Genomic DNA, 17,455 nt, shown 5'->3' on the forward strand with positions numbered 1-17,455 from the left:
GCTCCAGAAACCCATGGCTGAGTTGCGCAGTAAAGGAGCAACGTGATGTGGTTCAAAGGTTCATTGAGTGCAGAATTTAATGAGGTGGATCGCGCCCTGCATGCACTGCTGGGGCAAGAGCCTTTGACCCCGGACAGTTTGCAGTTGTTGAAAAATGGTCATGCTACGACGCATTCAAATGTGTTCGCTCTGGCCGAGCGGATAAAAGCGCTGGAGGACCAGGTTGAGAGCCTGAAGCAGGCGCAAGAGAACGGGGCGCGGAACGCAACCGCCAGCGCGGATAAAATCAGCGCCCTGACAAGTGAGGTCGCTTACCTGAATCTATGTTCAGCTGAGAAAAGCCTGGCCTTCGAGTCGGTCAATAGAGAATTGACTGCACTGAGTGGAGAGGCGCAAGTGTGGGAGCTTGTCAAACAGACCCTCACGGAAGGCTGTTGGGATCTCAAGATCGTTGACGGAGACCTGGAGCATCCCTCCAATGAGCTTCGTTGGTCTCGTCAGTTCAAGGAGCTGGTTGGCTATTCAGATTCGGAGTTTCTCGATGGCTGGGAAACGTATAACCAGATCGTTGATCCCGACGATCTCCCCAGGATGCTGAAGATTATCGAAGAATACGTGCGGGCTCCGCAAAGCGCCGACCATTACGTCGTGGAGTATCAAATGAGGCATAAGCAACGGGGCATGGTTTGGTATCGAGAGCGGGGGCGGGCCATGACGGGGGCTGACGGCAAGGTCTGCAGGCTGATTGGCGCCGTTCGAGACATTTCTTCCGAGCGGCATGCCATTGATTTACGTCAGCGGGAGCAGGCTGCCATGCAGGCAACCTATGCTCAGATTTCCACTGCTCTTGGAGTGATAAAGGCCATTGCAGATCAAACAACCATGCTCGCGCTTAATGCCGCGATTGAAGCGGCGAGGGCAGGGGATTCGGGGCGTGGGTTTTCTGTTGTGGCTGATGAAGTAAAAAAGCTCGCTTCAAGAACGCAGGAGGCCACTCAGCAGATCCACTCAATGCTGTCGAATGTCTCAGTGAGTGGTGAGTGAGCCTGTATAAGCAGGTCGCTTGCGCTGGTGTTTCGCGATGATAAAACGTATTGGTAAAACCATAATCCAGCCGACCCATACTGCATCCTGCCATTGCGGCGCGGTGGTGTTTGAGCTGGATCTTCCTGATGGGGTGGTCGACCCCAAGCGATGCAACTGTTCGCTCTGCAGGCGCAAAGGCGCAGTGATGGGGACTGTAGCGCTATCCGGCATACGCATCACCCAGGGTGCGGATGTTCTGACGGCCTATCGTTTCCATACGGGCGTCGCGTGCCATTACTTCTGTTCTCGATGCGGTATCTACACGCATAACGTGCGGCGCTCCGATCCGACCCAATGCGGCTACAACATAGGTTGTCTGGATGGCGTGGATCCGGCGGCGCTGGAGCATGTCTCGATGAGCGATGGGGCCAACCATGCGCTTGATCGAGGCACTGAATGATTTGGAAGAGGTGGGGCGAAAAGGGTTTCGAGCTGCGTAGAGAGGCTTGGGCCTCTCTACGGCGAAATGCGTCGGCTTATGCCGCGCCTCGGTGTTTACGCTTGCAGGGGCGCTGAACCAGCGACCAGTGCGCAGCGGCCTCGCCGAGTTCGATAACCCGACAACCTGTTTCCTGGCGATTCATTGCGTGATGAGCCATGTCTCCAACCGTCCAATTGGCCGTGTTGGCAGCGATGACACGACCTTCCTCGGATACGATCAGGGCTTCGTTTTCCATTTTGATCAGGCTGGAAAGCAGGATTCGTTCGAACTTATGCAAGGCGATGTCCGCACCGGCGATACCCACGAAACGACCATCAACGTGGATAGGCAGGGAGAAGGTCAATATGTACGTATCGGCCCCGTAAAGATCGACGTAAGGGCCTATGACAACATTGCTGCCTGTATTTTTCGGGCGAGCAAACCACTGCATGCTCTGGTAGTTGTAGAAGCTTTCGCTGCGTCGATTGAAGTTGAGGGTCATGGGTACGACCTTGCCCGCAGTCCCCATTCTCCACCACTCAAGGTACATCTCGCAGTCTTCCAGCTCTCCCGGCTCAAGAACAACGCCAGTGCCATGAATGCATGATTTGGAACCCTGGAGCTGTGCATCGATTTTTGGTTTAAGCACGGCCAGGTCTTTGGATGAGGGCTTCTTGCCCAGCGCAGCCTCACGTCGCCAAATCTCCACGACTTCGTTTGCCAGGATCGTCAACTGGTCGAAAACGTTACCGATCGAAGCATTGATGCTGGCGGCGCAGTCGTCTGCGTCGGTGCGAAAAAGTGGTACTGGCATGATGTGGGCCCCTGTTGCATTCTCGTGACGCCGTTTCAGCTTGATGCCGTGGGTAGCTTCCACCCACTTCGCATCAAAAAGCCGCTTGCGGGAGAAGGAGCAAGGCGCATGCCATTTTCTAGGCTATCTCGGATAAAAGATCTAATCTCAGATCTATGAGCCTTTTGATGCCGCGCGTGACATGCGCTTCTGCCAATGCGCCTGCAAGATTGGGATCATTTGCCATGATCGCATCGGCAATCGCTCGGTGTTCTGATTGGACCGCTTCGGGCGTTATGGAGCCTTCTCCGGGGATCCACATCAGCTCGCCGATTTCTGCCTGAAGGCTCATTTCTGCGTGGGTCAGTCTGACTGACTGCGCGGCAACGGCAATCTCTATATGGAATCGCGCATCGGCACGACGCCGTTCCGTTCGGGTTGTCGCATCGCCCAGCGCATCAATGTAGTGCTGGAGCTTGGCATGATGCTCCGATGAGGAGCGCTTGGCGGCGAGTCGAGCCGCAGCCCCCGAGATGGCAACATGTTCGTCGCAGAGATCGCGTAGTTCCAGCGCGCTCATATCGGCAAGGCGGGTACGCAAATGAACTTCCGGGAGTTCAACGGCGGGGCATACGAAACTTCCGCCGTTACGACCTCTCTTTGTCTCGATGACACGGCGTTCGCGAAGGTAGGCCAAGGCTTCACGCAGTGTTACGGTCGCTACCCCAAACTGCATGGCCAGTTCGTTTTCGCTTGGCAATTGCTCGCCTTCGGCGAAAAGCCCCAGGTCGATCACTTCAATTAATCTGCGAACGACTTCTTCTGTCCGGCCTTCTTGTCGCAACCTCATGAACGAGGCTGTTCTTGCGCTGGAGTTGTTGTTCATCATCCATCGGCAGTGAATGTTGCTCGAGCGAGCTCAATTGACTTGCCAATCCTCCCAAATGGTTGTGTCTCATGGCCTCAATTTACCAGAGTCAGCCGGCACTTCGCGCTAAAACCTCTCAAATTAAATTTTAAAAAAAAGGCCGCCCCCTCGACAGGTGCGGCCAAAAACTCGGGTGGTAACGCCGAGTGGACAAGCTGAGATGCAGGGTGAGTGCTGTTTCTCAACGGGTCCCGAAGGGGTAGCTCAGCGAGGGCATCCATTTGCGCCAAAGCTGTTCCAGTTGGCCGTTCGATTTGATCGTCGCAAGGGCCTCATTGACGTGGGCGAGCCAAGCCTCATTTCCCTTTTTGACCGCAATGCCCCATTTGTTTTGAGTGGGAACACTGAACCCGATTTCCAGATCCGGTTCCTCGGCAAGCGGAACCAGCGCGACGTCGTCATCCACGAATGCATCGATAATGCCGTCGCGTAGCGCGCTGACCATGTCACCCAAAACATCGTCGCTATCCCCGCCGAAAGGCACGCAGATGCAGCCGGTGAACGTTTCGGCCAGTGCCATGTTCAGGCTTTGGGCAATCGCACCGACTTTCTTGCCCTTCAGGTCTGATGGGGATCGCAGATTTGAGCCACGTCGAATCATCACGGCTTCATCGAATACCGCGTACGGCTCAGTGAAGTCAGCCAATGTCTTGCGATGAGCGGAAATGCCCTGACCGCACAAAATGACGTCGCCTTCCCCGGCCTGTAACGCGGGATAAAAATCGGCCCAGTTCTGATAGGCGAACTGAAAAGGCAGGCCCAGTGTCTGGGCCAGCAGCCTGCCCAGATCCGATTCGTAGCCGTGTCGGAATCCTTTGTCGTCTCTCCAGAAAAGCGGTGGGGCAGGGAGGTCTGCACAAATCATTCGCAATTCTGGTGCTTGGTGGGCTTTGTCGGTCATGGCAGGTAGTCCAGGTACATTTTGCGTTCCCAGTCGGTCACTACGCCGCAAGAGCGAGCCCATTCATCGGCCTTCAGTTCGCGATAGAGACTGGACAGTTCTGCAGGGAATGCGTTGCGAACGACTTCATCGCGATCAAATGCTGCAACCGCGTCACCCAGGGTGAGAGGAATCCCCACCGACTCGCTGCCGTCGACATAGCTGTCTTTGGACTCGGACGGACCTGGGCTTGTCTTATTGCGAAGACCGTCGAGCATGCCGGCCAGAAGCAGGGTGTGCGAGAGGTAAGGGTTCACGCTGGCATCGGGAAGCTTGTACTCAAGACGGCCGTTGGCGGACAGCCGCACGGTGCAGGTTTTGTTGTCCATGCCCCAGTTGATTCGAGTTGGAGCGAATTGGCCGATATCCCAGAAGCGTTTATAGGAGTTCACGGTCGACGCCATGATCATCATGGAGCCAGGGGCGTGAGCGAGCATGCCGCCCAAGGCATGCATGCCTGTTTCAGTCAGGTGCAGTTCACGTCGACCGGGTTCAGCCAGAACGTTGCGGTCGTCTTTCCACAAGCTGACGTTGTGGTGGCAGCCGTTCCCCATGCTGCCGGTGCTCGGCTTCGGCATGAAGCTCGCCTTGACACCGAACTCGCTCGCGACCTGGCGACAGATCAAGCGATAGGTCATCAGTCGGTCTGCAGTCAGTTCGCACGAGTCAAACATCCAGTTGAGTTCGAGCTGACCTGGGTCCTCGTAATCGCCTTCGATCATGTCCAGGCCCATGGAGATCGCATATTCCATGACGCGTTTGTAGATAGGGCGCATCAGCTCGAGGTTGCCCATGTGATAGGCCGGGCTTGCACCTGGGCGCACTTGAACTTCCAGCTTGTCGCCGAACCAGGTCATCTCTGGCTCGCAGCCCGATTTCATACGGAAGCCGGTTTCCTTGATGAAGGCTTCATGCGAACGGATCAAGTGTCCACGGGCATCGGTGCCCAGTGGGGCGCCGCCGTTTTCGAGGCGGTGATCCGGCTCGTACATACGGCAGAAGAACGAACCAATGGATTTGTCCCAGGGAAGAATGTTGAAGCTATCAATGTCCGGAATGGCGGTGAACTCCGCCGCTTGTGCGCCCCCGCCCAGCAGTTCGCCAGTACGGGTCGTTTGAAGATCCGAGACGGCCGTGCGATGGAATTGCACGCCTTTCTCAAGGTTGCGCAGCAGATGTTTCGCCGGCACAACCTTGGCGATGACGCGACCAGAGAGGGTGACAACTTGGTAGTAGAGGTATTCGACGCCGGCATCTTTGATGCGTTTGGCCAGTTCCTGGGACGCTTGGGAGCTGGTGTTGAATTCTCTGTGCAGGTCTAACGCAGTCATTCGAGTTCTCCTGGCGCTGCATGGGCAAGGCATGGCAGCAGCACATTCTTTTTGTATTCCTGCTCTGACGGCTGGCACGTGGCACCTGGCAGGGACGTATTTAATTTAAGATATGGTTTTATATCTTTCAAGCTTTAAATTTTGAATTTGCCGATCTGTAAGGCTGTTTTGTGCGGATATTTTGATTTTTTATAAGGTAAAACGCATCAATAGCGACCTTTCTGGCGTGAGGTGAGGCGCTTATGAAGGAGAAAGGCAAAAAAAAGGGCCTATACATACAGGCCCAGAGGTTAACTGGTCGGGGGATGTTTACTTCGTACGATGGGTGCGGAAGAAGTCAGCGACCCATTTCGCCACAGGAGACGCATCGACGGGTAAATGAGCAATGGAGTCCAGGGCGTTGGCCGACACATAGTCGCTTAGAAGATCGCCGCGAAATTTTTTTGCCAGTGCCTGGATGTATTCCGGTGAAAACTCAGGATGGTACTGAACGGAGATCGCCGGAAAGGAATAGGCGAAGACACCGTTTTCACAGTGAGCTGATCCACCTATGCGAGTCGCTTCTGGCGGAACCTTCTGAACCTGATCTTGATGGAAGACAAATGAGGCAATGCTTCCCGGAAGGTCGGGCGTCTCATAGTTGTATCGCTGAGAGCCGACGCCCCATCCCTTGCTTGATTTCGCGTTCAGGCCGCCGTACGCATCCGCCATGATTTGGTGGCCAAAGCAAATCCCGAAAACCGGAATTCGCTTCTGTCTCAACTGTTGAAGAAGTGCGATCAGGCCAACCATCCAGGGACTTCGCTCATAGGTGCTGTGTTTCGACCCGGTGAGGATAAAACCATCGAAGTCACCCGGGGCCGGGAGCTTTTCTCCACGCACTGGCGACAGGTAGGTGAACGTGGCTTCCGGAAGATAAGGGGATAGCCACTGGTCGATCATTTTCGGGTACGACCCAAACTCATCGATCAAGTCGTCGGGTGTTCGCCCGTTTTCCAGAATACAAATCCGCAATGGCTGCTGAGACATATTTCACCTCATGAATCGTGGGGCTGCACATGACGAAGGTGATTCAAGCAGCGCCGTGAAGGCGCTGGTTCACGAAGTCGTCGTTGTGCCGGTCGTAGCGTTCACAGTCCTGATAGAACCGCTTTGGCCCAAGGCATTGCAATGTCACCGGGAAGTTGTCCTGCGCTGGCGTCATGCACCCCTCGTTCCCCCACCTGTTCGGCTCCCAGCCGAGTCAATGTCTGTGCAACGATCTCGCTGCCGCGATTGAAGGTTTCGTAGAAGCTGTCACCCAGGCCAAACAGCGCGAACTTGAGACCGCAGAGGTTGGGTTGTTCACGGTCCAGCGCTTCGAAGAAAGGCTGAGCGGAATGCGGAAGTTCGCCGTCGCCATAGGTCGAGCACACGATGAAATAAAACACGTCTGGCGACAGATCGGTGACTGAGAATTTAGACATGTCGGTGCTTTCGATGCTCACGTCTGCGCTGAGTGCGTCGACGATGTCGTCGGCGACCATTTCAGCGTTGCCGGTTTCTGTGCCGTAGAGGACTTGAATGTTCATTTATTGTTTTCTCCTGCTTGATGGGACTGGGCTGCGCCCAACATGGCAACCTTGTTGCGGAATTTTCGGCGCGCGCGGCCATAAGGGGCATTTTTGAGTTCGGCCGTATCGATGCGCTTCCAGTCTTCGTAGCAAACAGTCGTGCTTTTGATCGCCTCTGCTATCGCCGGGTAACCTGGTTTCCCAAGACCCAGGGCGCCCGACTTAACGGCCTGTACGATGTTGTCGGCCACGTGTTTGGCATCCGCTCGATTGTCCGGGATCGTGCCCGTGGGGCCTCGGCGGAACCAGCCGGTGCAATACAGGCCGTCATCCAGAAAGCCGTTAGACAAATCGGAGTCCGGGCGTGATAAATCCGTGCGGCAGAGATCGAGTTCCGGGCGCTCTTCAAATCCAATCGCAGTGATGATGCTTGTCGCGGGAATGCTTTGCTGGTGCTCAGGGTTTTGCGTGCCTTTAAGCACCAGGCCTGCAACATGGTCGACACCGGCCACGCGAACGGGCGCCCAGCCAAAATGGAATGTCACCGATTTTTTGCTGGTGTACGGTTCGGCTTCTGATCTGGCCAGCGCGAGCAGTGTTTCTATCTTGGCCCTGGCAAGCCCGAGCAGGGCCTCAATTTTGGCCTTGGCAAGCGGATCCTCAATCGATTCAAGATCGAGCTCGTCGTTAAACTCGAATTGCACATTGGCAAGTTTGGCGAGTTCTTTGATCATCACCGTGTCGAATTTTGCCAATGCAGCTGGCGATCGACCTACGACATCGATGTGTTCTATCGGGCTGCTCGCCAGATGTGTCAGTGCTTCGTGGGACAAGTCAGAGCCATGAAACTCTTCGCCCTTTTTGACCAGCAGCCGCAGCACGTCAATGGCAACGTTGCCATTGCCCACGATGATTGGGCGAGTGCCAAAGCGTGGCAAAAACGCTTCTTCGTCCGGGTGGTCGTTCAGGAAGCGAGTGACCTGTCCGGCGCCGTAGATGTGATTCAACGCATCCCCCGGTACGCCCAGTTTCCGATCGCCATACAGGCCCGTCGCAACCACCACGATGTCGTAAGCGGCGCGCAGATCTGCCAGTGGTAGTTCGGTGCCAACATGAACGTTACCCAGAAACCGGATTTTCTCGCGTTCAAACATTCTTTCGAATTGCCGGGTCACTGCCTTCGTGCCCGGGTGGTCGGGCGCAACACCGTAGCGGACCAAACCGTATGGAACGGGCAGTCGTTCAAGCAGCGTGATTTCTGCGTCCGGCCATTCACGTCGAAGTGCTTGAGCCATGAAGCAGCCCGAGGGGCCCGACCCGATTATCGCAATGGTTGGAGTGCTCATGATCAGACCTCTGGATCGAACGCCATGGGCATCGCAATAGGGCCCGTGTTTCCGCTGTCCGGCAGCCACTGCACTTCGCCATTGAAGCGAGGGTTTTTGATGCGTTGTGCAAGAAGCGCCAAGGCTTCTGTCATGTCGCCGCGAGCGATGAAGTGACCGATGCAGTGGTGAGCGCCGGCACCAAAACCGAAGTGCGCCTGGCGTTTGGCCGTGATATCGAACCCGGGATTTTCGAAGACGGTCGGATCGGTGCCGGCCGCCTGACTGAACAGGTGAACCGTCGTGCCCTTTTTGATCTCCAGCCCTTGATAGTTGAAATCCTCCAGCGCTTCTCGGGTCACCCATGTCACGGTCGGGCGCACGCGCATGACTTCTTCGACAGCAGCCCTTGCCAGCTCAGGATCTTCACCCAGCAGTTTCCACTGGTCCGGGTGCTGGACGAACATGTCCATGGCCAAGGCGATCTGGTTACGCGTGGTGTCGATGCCGCCGAAAATGGCGAGAACGATCATGTCGTACAGTTCTTGATCGCTCAGCGCGGTTTTGTCTTCTTCGTTGGCTTTAACCAGCATGCTGAGAAAGTCATCGCCCAGGCCGTTCTTCTTCAGGGCTTCAACCGCCATGGCGGCATAACCGAACAGTTTGTCGGTCGCGGCGTTGATCTTTGCTTCGTCCTGCTTGAACGTCACGCCCAGCGCCAGCCCCATGTCCACCGCCAACTGAGCCAGCCCTCGCCACTCACTGCGCGGTAAGCCGAGGAGGGCGCAGATGACTTGAGTGGCGTATGGCTCAGAAAAATCGGCGACGAATTCACAGGTGCCTTTCTTCGAGAATCCATCAATGATTTCGTTGGCCATGTCCTGAAATACAGGTGTGAGCTTGCGTACGAGCTTCGGTGCAAAAGCGGGGTTCGCAAGGCGGCGAAGGCGGGAGTGATCGGCGCCTTCGCGACTCAGCAGCATCCGAATCCACCAGTCGGCAAAACTCCCTGTCGCCTTATTGTGCGCAGGCCATGCGTAGCTCCCCTGGCGAAGACGCTGGTCCCGAATCAGCGCGTTGACTTCGTCGTAGCGAAGCACTGCGATGCCATAAGGCGTCCGTGCAAACCAGCTTTTTTCTCGCGCATCAATCACTTCCTTCGAGCGCATTGAAAAGGAAGGGTTGGCCACATCCAGGTAGGGCGCAGCTTCGAGCGTAGTAGGGAGACTGGAAGACATTTGGACACCTTCGATCGTTATTAGAAGAAGCGAGCCGCTCGCGATTCGCACGGGTCAACTGCGACGGTTGACGGGCGGTGCGGGCCATTACCTGCGTGGGCCTGGTATCTCGCCGGAGTCGCATTACGAATTCAATTTAAAATATGGTTTCATATCTTTCAAGAGGAATTTTTGTTTTTTGGGGCGCTATTGGGCCCGTTTTTGCCATTGCATGGCATGAATCGCATAAGAAATTGGCTATTTAGAGAGGAAAACCAGCTGGAGAGGACGTGAAAAAGCTGCTTGGCATCTAATTTACTTTAAGATATGGTTTCATAAGTATTAAGATTCGATCAGGATTTGCTCATGAAGTCGCCGCGCGCCATTGCAATTGTTCATTCCGATACTGATGTCCCTGGCAGCCTGCCCGAGCTCTTCAGCGAGCAGGGTCTGGATCTGGAAATCGTATCCATCAGCCAGGCCCTGCCAGCGCCTGAAGCGCTCGACATCGTTGTTGTGATGGGCAGCCCTGAATCGGCCTATGACCATCGATTGCCCTGGTTGGATGCCGAGCTCAAATGGCTGAAGTCTGTTCAGGAGCGAGGCGTGCCGACGCTTGGCATTTGCTTTGGCAGCCAGTTGCTTGCCCGCGCGCTGGGCGGTCAGGTCTATCGAAACTCCACCGCAGAGATCGGTTGGACTGAAGTTCAAACACTTCAGGCGCAGTGGGCGCACAAGGGCCCCTGGCTCAATTTCCACTTTGACGCCTTCACGCCGCCCCCCGGCTCAACCTTGTTGGCGAAAACCGATCTGGCTCCCCAGGCCTACCGCAAAGGCAAGTCCATGGGGGTGCAGTTCCATCCGGAAATTGACGCACAGATGTTCGATACCTGGACGGACTACTGGCGCAATACCGAGGAAGGGCAGCGCTTTCTAGCCACCGCCGGAGATCTGCCAGAGCGCATGCGCGCGGAAATTCAGGTGAAGGAGGCCGGTAATCGAGCCAACTGTCGCCTGCTGCTTCAGGATTTTTTAGCCGCTATCTGAAACACCCATTCAACCCTGACCCAGCCTGCGAATTCAGCGAGCTCGACCTGGGCCATCAATCGTGAAACCTGAGGACAACCATGCAACCGTTAACTTTGAGCGATTGGGAAACCAAATCTGCACAGCTGAAGATTGAAGGGCGCGCGTTCGTGAATGGCGCGTATGTGAGCGCTGCGGCAGAAGCTGTTTTTGAGTGCGTCAGTCCGGTCGACGGGCGCTTTCTCGCCCACGTTGCCAGCTGCGATGCCGCCGATGCGGATCACGCAGTAAAAGTCGCCCGCGGCACATTTGACTCCGGTGTCTGGTCTCGTCTGTCGCCCGTTTCCAGGAAGCAGGCGATGCTCCGTTTTGCTGATCTGTTGGATCAGAACGCCGAGGAGCTGGCGCTCCTGGAAACACTCGACATGGGCAAGCCCATCTCGGATGCACTGAATGTCGATCTACCTTGCTCAGCGGATGCCATCCGTTGGAGTGGTGAGGCGATTGACAAGATTTATGACGAAGTCGCGGCGACCCCCCACGACCAGTTAGGCCTGGTCACTCGCGAGCCGATCGGCGTTGTCGCCGCGATCGTGCCGTGGAACTTCCCGTTGATGATGGCGTGCTGGAAGTTGGGCCCTGCACTTGCAGCGGGCAACTCGGTGATTCTCAAACCATCGGAGAAGTCGCCTCTCACCGCCATTCGGATTGCCCAACTGGCAATCGATGCCGGCATTCCTGCGGGCGTCCTGAACGTACTGCCGGGCTATGGCCACACCGTAGGCAAGGCGCTCGCCCTGCATATGGACGTCGACACCATCGTCTTCACCGGCTCGACCAGGGTCGCCAAGCAACTCTTGATCTACTCCGGCGAATCCAACATGAAGCGCGTATGGCTGGAGGCTGGCGGCAAGAGTCCCAACATCGTTTTCGCCGACGCTGCCGATCTTCAAACCGCAGCGGAATCCGCAGCGGGTGCGATCGCCTTCAATCAGGGAGAGGTTTGTACCGCCGGTTCCCGTCTTCTCGTCGAGCGTTCGATAAAAGACACATTCCTTCCGATGGTCATCGAAGCACTGAAAGGTTGGACGCCCGGCAATCCGCTTGATCCTGAAACAAACGTGGGAGCCCTGGTCGACACGCAGCAGATGAACAACGTGTTGTCCTACATCGAGGCCGGTCACAAGGACGGTGCCAAATTGGTCATCGGTGGCGAGCGCGTGCTTCAGGAAACGGGTGGGACCTATGTACAGCCCACCATTTTCGATGGTGTCAGCAACGCGATGAGAATCGCCCGGGAAGAAATCTTCGGGCCGGTTCTGTCGGTCATCACGTTCGATTCGGTCGAGGAAGCGATCTCGATCGCGAACGACTCCCCATACGGTTTGGCCGCTGCGATCTGGACCGCGGATATTTCCAAGGCACACCTCACGGCCAAAGCCCTGCGGGCGGGCAGTGTATGGATCAATCAATACGATGGCGGCGACATGACCGCCCCCTTTGGTGGGTTCAAACAGTCGGGCAACGGTCGCGACAAATCGCTCCACGCGTTTGACAAGTACACCGAACTGAAAGCCACCTGGATCAAGCTGTAATGGGGCGCGAGATGTCCGTTCAAAACACGCTGCTTTTCCGTCAGCAAGCCTGATTGGGATTGAAGCGGCGGCTCTCCGGCAGAGAGCCGCCCGGCACATTGATTGATGCACGGCCCCCTGGGCCGATGCTCAGTCGCAGCAAGGCCTGAACATCATCGGCGAATGCTTCGACGAGCTGGCATAACGCTCTCTTCCAGACTGTGGGCTCATACCATGAACAAGACAAACCTCACGCTTGAACAGAAAGACGTTAAATACCACATGCATCCTTACACGGATGCCCGCCTTCATGAGTCGGCTGGCCCATTGATCATCGAGCGTGGCGAAGGTGTTCACGTCTTCGATAATCAAGGCAAGCCGTACATCGAGGCAATGTCGGGGTTGTGGAGTGTCGCGCTGGGCTTCAGCAATCAGCGTTTGATAGAGGCTGCAGAAAAGCAGCTGCGAACACTGCCGTTCTATCACTTGTTCACCAGCAAGGCGCATGCGCCGAGTATCGAGCTGGCAGAAAAGCTGATTGAACTATCGCCAGTGCCAATGAGTAAGGTGTTTTTCACCAACTCCGGCTCTGAAGCCAATGACACGGTTGTGAAGCTCCTGTGGTACCGCAATAACGCTTTGGGCAAACCGGCCAAAAAGAAATTCATCAGTCGGATGAATGCATACCATGGCATCACCGCCGTCAGCGCAAGCCTTACCGGGATACCTGCGAATCAGCGAGGTTTTGACGTGCCTCTTCCCGGTTTTCTCCATGTCAGCTGTCCTCACTTCTACCGGTTCGCAAAGCCGGGTGAAACCGAGGAGCAATTTGCGGATCGTCTGGCCCAGGAGCTGGATGACCTGATTCAAAAGGAGGGCCCGGAAACCATCGCGGCCTTCTACGGGGAACCGTTGATGGGAGCGGGTGGTGTGATTGTGCCGCCTGAAACCTATTGGGAAAAAATCCAGAAAGTGTGCCGCAAGCACGACATCCTCATTGTGGCTGATGAGGTGATCTGCGGTTTTGGTCGTACCGGCAACCTGTTCGGAAGTGAGACGTTCGGGATCCAACCAGACGTTATGGTGTTGTCCAAGCAACTGTCTTCGTCCTACCAGCCGATTGCAGCCATTTTGATCAACGACCTGGTGTATCAAGGCATCGCTGATCAGAGCCACGCACTGGGCACCCTGGGTCACGGCTTCACCGGAGGCGGACACCCCGTCGCAACGGCGGTCGCGCTCGAAAACCTGAAGATCATTCAGGAAGACCATCTGGTCGAGCATGCTGCCACTATGGGAGAAGTGCTTCGCCGTGGGCTTCGGCGCTTTATCGGACATCCGCTGGTGGGGGAAGTCCGTGGTGTGGGGCTTATAGCGGCAGTCGAGCTGGTCGCCGACAGGGATACCAAAGCACCGTTTGAGACTGTGGGTCGGCTGGGTCGCTACTTGGCGTCACGTGCGCAGGATCTCGGGATGATCGTTCGCAGCATGGGCGACTCGATCGCTTTTTGCCCTCCGCTCATTTCAACCGAGAAGGACATCCAGGCCATTCTGGATTGCTTTGAGCAATCTCTCGAAGATACCTGGCAGTGGTTTGAGCGCAGTCGAGGCCAATAAATAACGCGGCTCACTACACCGGCTGTAGCTGCTCACAAAAGGGGGGGATCGGCCGACAGGATGCGGCGCTGATTCACAGTCCTGTTGCAAGCCTTGTTCGAACGCCATCACCGCCTTCATTGTTGTGATCGCAAATATCCGAGAAACCGGCATTCATAGGCTCCTTTGCTATCGTGCTTTAAATTGTGTGATCAAAAAGAGACGAGAGATGACGATTCCCATGTGGAAAGGTCAAGTCGCGCTGGTCAGCGGTGCGGGCAGTGACAGTGGTATTGGTCTGGCGATCGCTCGACGTTTGGGCCGCGAAGGCGTGCGTGTCTTGATCACTGCCAGCAGTGCGCGGATCCAGCAACGTGTCGCCGAGTTGCAGGCTGAGGGTATAGACGCTCGGGCGATGACAGCCGACCTGACTGACGAATTGCAGGTCAAGGCGCTTGCCGATTGGGCTCATGAGCAGTTCGGCCATATCGACATTTTGGTCAATAACGCCGGTATGGCTATGGTCGGCAGCCCGGAACCCTTCGTCGAAGTGGCGGACATGGATTTGGCGACCTGGAATCTGTCTCTGGCGCGCAACCTGACCAGCGCTTTTCTGCTGACTCGTGCGGTTTTGCCAGGGATGAAGACGCGCGGTTACGGACGCATCGTCCATATCAGCTCAACGACCGGTACACGCGGCAGCAACCGAGGTGAGTCGGCTTACAGTGCGGCCAAAGCAGCGATGCTGGGGATGAATATGGGCCTGGCGCTGGAAGTCGGTAAACGGGGCATCACCGTCAACAGCGTTGCACCAGGCTGGATTGATACGGGGGCCTTGACCGAGGAAGAAAGCCGCGCCGGTACCTACACTCCGATCGGCCGCGCCGGTCGTCCAGAAGAGGTTGCCGCTGCAGTGGCGTTTCTGGCGTCTCCGGAAGCCAGCTATATCACCGGTGAAGTGCTGGTGGTGGATGGCGGTAATTGTCTGATCGAAAACAAGGCACCCTGACGCTAGCCTCGAACTGCTGTCTTGAAGTGGGCCTGCCATTTAGCGAAAAAATCAAGCGTAAAGATACTTGCAGGCCCATCTGCTGGCGACGTCGAGCTGGGGTCTCGTCAGCGAGCCTGTAGCTGAGCCAGCGCCGCATCCACCAGGGCCAGCAGTTCGTCAATGCCTTGGGTGGCGCGTTGAAAGTAGGTCTTGGCGGCAATCACGGGGTGTTCCTGGTCGAGCAACTCCTCTTTTGTGCAGCGTAGAAAATCTTCCACCACTTGCTCGCGATGCTGTAGGCGGAACACGTCAGCCTGCGGGTGATCGGTGGCGTAGCGTTGCAGAGTGGCGAAGGCCGTGCCGGCCAGCAGCTCGATCTTCTGGTAGAGAAAACGCAGCCTCACGCGCTGCTCGGCGCTGCTCTGAGCGGCCGCCGCGATACCGGTGCCCAAGGCACGCGCCTGGCCCGCCCATTCTGCCGCCTGGACGACCTCGCGCCAGATGCAGGGCAGGTAGCCCAGCTCGGCACGACCCTCGGTCAGATCGATTTCGCTCGCCACATCCTCCATCAGAAAGATGCTGTTGCGAATGATCAGGTGATGCTGCGACAGATTGTTTGCCCGGTCACTATTGCGCCCTTCGCGCATGCGCGACCAGTGATCGATCAAGCTGTTCCAGGCGTCCCGGTGCGTGCTGTCGAACTCTTGGGCCGCACGGATATGCTGGTCGAGCCCCTGGCGTGTGGTGGCAAGATCGTGACTCAGGCTGGCATCGCCACACAGCACGCCATTGCTCAGGCCGCGATGGCGCTGAAACCCTGATATCAGCGCACGCAACAAGGTCAACTGGCGAATGTTGAGCTGGATATGTTGGCGCTTTTGCCGCTGCAGGCGCCGGTGCAAGCCATAGAACATCAGGGTGGCCAGGGCGATGGCCGCGGTGAGCAAGAGCGGTAGTCCGTGCAATACATTCATGCTGGTTACCCCGTCAGATGAGCCAGATGGTGGGCGATGGATCGCGCCTGATCGGCGGCCTGCAGATTGTCGGCATTGCCTTGGCGGACGCGGTCGGCCAATTCGGCGATTTCCGCAACGGCCTTGCCCTGTTGTTCGGTACTGACCGCCACTTGGTCGACCTGTCCGGTCAATTGCAGGGTGCGCTGTTGCACCTGATTGAGTAGCGTGCACACCGCCTCGGAACTGGCGGCGCTGCGATGCGCCAGATTGGTCAAGTCGGACACTTGTACCGTGGCATCCTTGATGTGCTGTTGCACCGATTCGATGTTGCGACTGATTTCTGCCGCCGACTCCTGGCTGTGTAAGGCCAAGCGGCGAACTTCATCGGCCACCACGGCGAAGCCACGGCCGCTTTCACCTGCGCGGGCAGCTTCGATGGCGGCATTCAGGGCGAGCAGGTTGGTTTGCGAAGCAATCCCGCGGATGGTGCCGGACATTTCATTGATGGTGCGCGAGTTGGTGTTCAGCTGCAGGATCAGTTCGTTGGTGGTGATGGCTTGCTGCGCCATCTCGGACACCTGCCGCACCAAGTTGGTGAGCTGGTCGATCCCGTCGGCCAACTGTTCGCCGGCCACGACGCTGGTCTGACGCGATTCATCGGCCAGCGCCGCCACCTGCAAAATGCTCACATTCAGTTGTTCTACCGCCGCTGCGGCGACAGTGGCCGATTCGCTTTGCCCTTCGGCGTTACTGGTCGCCAGCGCCGCGCTTTGTTCGAGTTCGTGAGAGGAGTGGGATATTTCATCCAGACGCAGCTGCAATAGTTGCTGCTGGCGTTGTTCGTGGTTTAGCCGCTGCTGAAAGCTTCGTTTGATCGGCTGCAGCAACCACTCGGCAGCGCTGAGTGGCGCGTGGGCGTCATGCAAGGCGGAGTTTTCACAGTAGCGTTGCAACTGCCCGATCTCCTGCAACAGCAGCCACAGGCTGGCAATGGCCAGGTAGGCCAGTACCGCCCACAGCGGCCCTGTTGGTAGCGTCGCAGCGGCCAGGGCCCCGCCCGTCAGGCTAATCGCTAACAATGTGTGGATCATGCCGGCGATGCCCAGTTCGCGCAGCAGCAAGAACGCAGGGTAGGTGAGCCACTTCATGTGTCTGAATCTCCAATGCGGTAGCCAAAAAAAAACGCCTGAAGCCTCTGCAAAATATCTGCAGCGGGTTCAGGCGCCTTTGCCTCGCAGGAGCGAATCCTGCCGATGTGATTTTTCAGATAGCAAGAGTGATGCCACAGGCTCTCGGCAATTTTCAAAGTCGTTGAGCCACTTCGTGTTGCGCGCAGCGTTTATAGCGATGGGTTGCGCGACGCAGCAATTGCGTAGTTGATTTTCAGGCTTTGCTCTGCACCACGATATTCAGCATTGGGTACTGCTTAGGCCTCTCATCACCGAGCGTGTCTGGACGTCCAGAGGCTACCCATCTACGCGCTGAGCCACTCTTCAACCTTGTCACGGCTCGGGATGCCCCCTGAGTGAACAACCTTTCCATCAATCACGACACTCGGGGTGGACATGACCCCGTAGCTGACGATCTGTTGCATGTCTTCGATTTTTTCCAGCTTTACGGGGACGCCTTTCGCACTCGCCACCTGTTCGATGATGGCTACTGTCGATTTACATTTTGCACAACCGGTGCCCAGGACCTTGATGTCTTTCATAAAAACC

General features: G+C 56.6%; 17 protein-coding genes. 6 read left to right on the plus strand and 11 right to left on the minus strand.

Features of this window, described 5'->3' with window-relative positions; all coding sequences use genetic code 11:
• The first annotated feature begins 45 nt into the window (after nucleotides 1-45).
• Both JQF37_RS04015 and JQF37_RS04020 read left to right on the plus strand, forming a co-directional pair.
• Nucleotides 46-1,044: a methyl-accepting chemotaxis protein gene (locus JQF37_RS04015; protein WP_130211084.1), complete on the plus strand. Its 999-nt coding sequence runs from the start codon at nucleotides 46-48 to the stop codon at nucleotides 1,042-1,044.
• A 37-nt stretch (nucleotides 1,045-1,081) separates the two neighbouring features.
• Nucleotides 1,082-1,486 (plus strand): GFA family protein, encoded by a 405-nt coding sequence (locus JQF37_RS04020; RefSeq protein ID WP_130211083.1) that lies wholly within the window; start codon nucleotides 1,082-1,084, stop codon nucleotides 1,484-1,486.
• A gap of 76 nt (nucleotides 1,487-1,562) precedes the next feature.
• Here JQF37_RS04020 and JQF37_RS04025 read toward each other — a convergent pair whose 3' ends face one another.
• The 8 genes from JQF37_RS04025 to JQF37_RS04060 all read right to left on the minus strand — a co-directional run bounded on the left by JQF37_RS04025 (nucleotide 1,563) and on the right by JQF37_RS04060 (nucleotide 9,567).
• On the minus strand, nucleotides 1,563-2,384 hold the full coding sequence (locus JQF37_RS04025) for a cache domain-containing protein (RefSeq protein WP_223272729.1): 822 nt from the start codon (nucleotides 2,382-2,384) through the stop codon (nucleotides 1,563-1,565).
• A 55-nt stretch (nucleotides 2,385-2,439) separates the two neighbouring features.
• Nucleotides 2,440-3,186 carry an FCD domain-containing protein gene (locus JQF37_RS04030; protein WP_130211082.1) on the minus strand — a complete coding sequence of 249 codons (747 nt, stop codon included), beginning with the start codon at nucleotides 3,184-3,186 and terminating at the stop codon, nucleotides 2,440-2,442.
• A gap of 223 nt (nucleotides 3,187-3,409) precedes the next feature.
• Nucleotides 3,410-4,129, minus strand: a complete 720-nt coding sequence (locus tag JQF37_RS04035; RefSeq protein WP_130211081.1) for an ABC transporter substrate-binding protein — start codon at nucleotides 4,127-4,129, stop codon at nucleotides 3,410-3,412.
• The gene (locus JQF37_RS04040) at nucleotides 4,126-5,499 is read right to left on the minus strand and encodes a glutamine synthetase (protein ID WP_130211080.1); all 1,374 of its coding nucleotides are present in this window, start codon (nucleotides 5,497-5,499) and stop codon (nucleotides 4,126-4,128) included. Before JQF37_RS04040 ends, JQF37_RS04035 begins: the two co-directional genes overlap by 4 nt.
• Before the next feature lie 309 nt (nucleotides 5,500-5,808).
• Nucleotides 5,809-6,528: a type 1 glutamine amidotransferase gene (locus JQF37_RS04045; RefSeq protein WP_130211079.1), complete on the minus strand. Its 720-nt coding sequence runs from the start codon at nucleotides 6,526-6,528 to the stop codon at nucleotides 5,809-5,811.
• Nucleotides 6,529-6,629: 101 nt separating this feature from the next.
• Nucleotides 6,630-7,070, minus strand: coding sequence for a flavodoxin domain-containing protein (locus JQF37_RS04050; RefSeq protein ID WP_130211078.1), 441 nt, complete (start codon nucleotides 7,068-7,070; stop codon nucleotides 6,630-6,632).
• The gene (locus JQF37_RS04055) at nucleotides 7,067-8,398 is read right to left on the minus strand and encodes an FAD-dependent oxidoreductase (protein WP_130211077.1); all 1,332 of its coding nucleotides are present in this window, start codon (nucleotides 8,396-8,398) and stop codon (nucleotides 7,067-7,069) included. Before JQF37_RS04055 ends, JQF37_RS04050 begins: the two co-directional genes overlap by 4 nt.
• Nucleotides 8,399-8,400: 2 nt before the next feature.
• Nucleotides 8,401-9,567: a cytochrome P450 gene (locus tag JQF37_RS04060; RefSeq protein WP_239142506.1), complete on the minus strand. Its 1,167-nt coding sequence runs from the start codon at nucleotides 9,565-9,567 to the stop codon at nucleotides 8,401-8,403.
• A gap of 393 nt (nucleotides 9,568-9,960) precedes the next feature.
• On the opposite strand from JQF37_RS04060, the gene JQF37_RS04065 reads away from it, so the two are divergent.
• From JQF37_RS04065 to JQF37_RS04080, 4 genes are all read left to right on the plus strand, one after another.
• Nucleotides 9,961-10,641 carry a type 1 glutamine amidotransferase gene (locus JQF37_RS04065; RefSeq protein WP_130211075.1) on the plus strand — a complete coding sequence of 227 codons (681 nt, stop codon included), beginning with the start codon at nucleotides 9,961-9,963 and terminating at the stop codon, nucleotides 10,639-10,641.
• Nucleotides 10,642-10,721: 80 nt separating this feature from the next.
• Nucleotides 10,722-12,215: an aldehyde dehydrogenase gene (locus tag JQF37_RS04070; protein WP_130211074.1), complete on the plus strand. Its 1,494-nt coding sequence runs from the start codon at nucleotides 10,722-10,724 to the stop codon at nucleotides 12,213-12,215.
• Between the two features lie 213 nt (nucleotides 12,216-12,428).
• Entirely contained in the window at nucleotides 12,429-13,811 is a 1,383-nt protein-coding gene (locus JQF37_RS04075) for an aspartate aminotransferase family protein (protein WP_130211073.1), read from the plus strand.
• 208 nt (nucleotides 13,812-14,019) lie between these two features.
• Entirely contained in the window at nucleotides 14,020-14,799 is a 780-nt protein-coding gene (locus JQF37_RS04080; protein WP_204149543.1) for an SDR family NAD(P)-dependent oxidoreductase, read from the plus strand.
• Between the two features lie 107 nt (nucleotides 14,800-14,906).
• Here JQF37_RS04080 and JQF37_RS04085 read toward each other — a convergent pair whose 3' ends face one another.
• From JQF37_RS04085 to JQF37_RS04095, 3 genes are all read right to left on the minus strand, one after another.
• Entirely contained in the window at nucleotides 14,907-15,755 is an 849-nt protein-coding gene (locus JQF37_RS04085) for a nitrate- and nitrite sensing domain-containing protein (protein ID WP_130208664.1), read from the minus strand.
• Between the two features lie 5 nt (nucleotides 15,756-15,760).
• On the minus strand, nucleotides 15,761-16,885 hold the full coding sequence (locus JQF37_RS04090; RefSeq protein ID WP_130208662.1) for a methyl-accepting chemotaxis protein: 1,125 nt from the start codon (nucleotides 16,883-16,885) through the stop codon (nucleotides 15,761-15,763).
• A gap of 326 nt (nucleotides 16,886-17,211) precedes the next feature.
• Nucleotides 17,212-17,448: a thioredoxin family protein gene (locus JQF37_RS04095; protein WP_047526614.1), complete on the minus strand. Its 237-nt coding sequence runs from the start codon at nucleotides 17,446-17,448 to the stop codon at nucleotides 17,212-17,214.
• Nucleotides 17,449-17,455 lie beyond the last annotated feature (7 nt).

It is taken from the genome of Pseudomonas sp. MIL9 (assembly GCF_016887925.1).
GTDB classification, from domain to species: domain Bacteria; phylum Pseudomonadota; class Gammaproteobacteria; order Pseudomonadales; family Pseudomonadaceae; genus Aquipseudomonas; species Aquipseudomonas mohnii.

Excerpts from the sequence above, each read along its gene's own strand:
- JQF37_RS04015 (WP_130211084.1), top strand. The coding sequence starts at position 46 with ATGTGGTTCAAAGGTTCATTGAGTGCAGAATTTAATGAGGTGGATCGC.
- JQF37_RS04020 (WP_130211083.1), top strand. The coding sequence starts at position 1,082 with ATGATAAAACGTATTGGTAAAACCATAATCCAGCCGACCCATACTGCA.
- JQF37_RS04030 (WP_130211082.1), bottom strand. The coding sequence starts at position 3,186 with ATGAACAACAACTCCAGCGCAAGAACAGCCTCGTTCATGAGGTTGCGA.
- JQF37_RS04035 (WP_130211081.1), bottom strand. The coding sequence starts at position 4,129 with ATGACCGACAAAGCCCACCAAGCACCAGAATTGCGAATGATTTGTGCA.
- JQF37_RS04040 (WP_130211080.1), bottom strand. The coding sequence starts at position 5,499 with ATGACTGCGTTAGACCTGCACAGAGAATTCAACACCAGCTCCCAAGCG.
- JQF37_RS04045 (WP_130211079.1), bottom strand. The coding sequence starts at position 6,528 with ATGTCTCAGCAGCCATTGCGGATTTGTATTCTGGAAAACGGGCGAACA.
- JQF37_RS04050 (WP_130211078.1), bottom strand. The coding sequence starts at position 7,070 with ATGAACATTCAAGTCCTCTACGGCACAGAAACCGGCAACGCTGAAATG.
- JQF37_RS04055 (WP_130211077.1), bottom strand. The coding sequence starts at position 8,398 with ATGAGCACTCCAACCATTGCGATAATCGGGTCGGGCCCCTCGGGCTGC.
- JQF37_RS04065 (WP_130211075.1), top strand. The coding sequence starts at position 9,961 with ATGAAGTCGCCGCGCGCCATTGCAATTGTTCATTCCGATACTGATGTC.
- JQF37_RS04070 (WP_130211074.1), top strand. The coding sequence starts at position 10,722 with ATGCAACCGTTAACTTTGAGCGATTGGGAAACCAAATCTGCACAGCTG.
- JQF37_RS04075 (WP_130211073.1), top strand. The coding sequence starts at position 12,429 with ATGAACAAGACAAACCTCACGCTTGAACAGAAAGACGTTAAATACCAC.
- JQF37_RS04080 (WP_204149543.1), top strand. The coding sequence starts at position 14,020 with ATGACGATTCCCATGTGGAAAGGTCAAGTCGCGCTGGTCAGCGGTGCG.
- JQF37_RS04085 (WP_130208664.1), bottom strand. The coding sequence starts at position 15,755 with ATGAATGTATTGCACGGACTACCGCTCTTGCTCACCGCGGCCATCGCC.
- JQF37_RS04090 (WP_130208662.1), bottom strand. The coding sequence starts at position 16,885 with ATGAAGTGGCTCACCTACCCTGCGTTCTTGCTGCTGCGCGAACTGGGC.
- JQF37_RS04095 (WP_047526614.1), bottom strand. The coding sequence starts at position 17,448 with ATGAAAGACATCAAGGTCCTGGGCACCGGTTGTGCAAAATGTAAATCG.